The sequence below is a fragment of the Streptomyces niphimycinicus genome, assembly GCF_018883605.1.
In the GTDB taxonomy this organism is placed as follows: domain Bacteria; phylum Actinomycetota; class Actinomycetes; order Streptomycetales; family Streptomycetaceae; genus Streptomyces; species Streptomyces niphimycinicus.
In genome coordinates, this window is the sequence record NZ_JAHLEM010001278.1 from 1 (window position 1) to 934 (window position 934).

General features: G+C 71.0%; 1 protein-coding gene and 1 pseudogene. Both read right to left on the reverse strand.

Annotated features, from left to right (window positions below):
- On the reverse strand, window positions 1–755 hold a 755-nt coding region (locus KN815_RS49335), incomplete at its 3' end, for a universal stress protein (protein ID WP_216348231.1).
- Window positions 756–792: 37 nt separating this feature from the next.
- Window positions 793–934: pseudogene (locus KN815_RS51410) on the reverse strand (CBS domain-containing protein); the annotation flags it as partial.

The following is a 934-nucleotide window of genomic DNA, read 5'->3' on the forward strand; positions in this document are numbered from 1 at the left end:
CGTCCGACCATGAGCAGATCGCTGTCGGTCGCGGCCTGTACGACGGCCCGGGCCGGGCTCTCCAGCCGGACCTCGTCGACGACCCGCACCCGGGGGAACTTCTCCCGCCAGGGCCGCAGTACCTCATCCAGCTCCCGTCGCGCCTGCTCCATGGTGTCCTGAGCCACGTCGGATTCCCCGCCCCGGGCGGCGTGGACCCGGTCGGGCCTTCTTCCGTGGACGGCGTGCAATGGCACATCGCGAGTGAAGGCGGTGACATAGGCGAACTCCAGGAGGTTGTCCTGCGGACCGTGCAGACTCAGGCCCACGACCACAGGTCGCCGGCGTCCGTCCGCTTCCCGCCCCCCGCGCATCAGCACCACCGGCCGCTCCGCCCGGGCGATGGTGTGCAACCCGATGTCACCCAGGAAGAAGCTCGCCACCCGGTCCAGCCCCCGCGACCCGAGCACCAGCATGCGGGACCGCGCCGCCGCGTCGAGCAGGGCCGTCTCGGCCTCGTCCGCCACCAGGTCCTCGATGATGGTCAGCTTCGGATGGCCGCGGGCCAGCTCCGCGTGGGTGTCGTGCACGATCCGCTTCGCCCAGTAGTTCTGTTCTTCCGCCGCTGGGCTGCCGGGTGTGGGCGGGCACAGCAGGATCCAGGCGTGCGTCAGGCACAGCGCCAGCTCACGCCGCTCCGCCTCGTCGGCGGCCCAGTGAGCGGCGGCCAGACTCTCGGCCGAGCCGTCGAGGCCCACGGTGACCACTTGTTCCATGGCAGTGCCTCCTGCCGGGTGCTGGGGTGCCGGGGTTTCACGCGGCCACGGCCGGGCCACCGGTGTCATCGGTGTCATCGGTGCCGTAAGCGATGTGCTCGCTGACCGAGACCACACCGTCCACTCCGCGACACAGCCGTACAATCACCGGGACCAGGCTCCTGGCCTCGACCGATCCG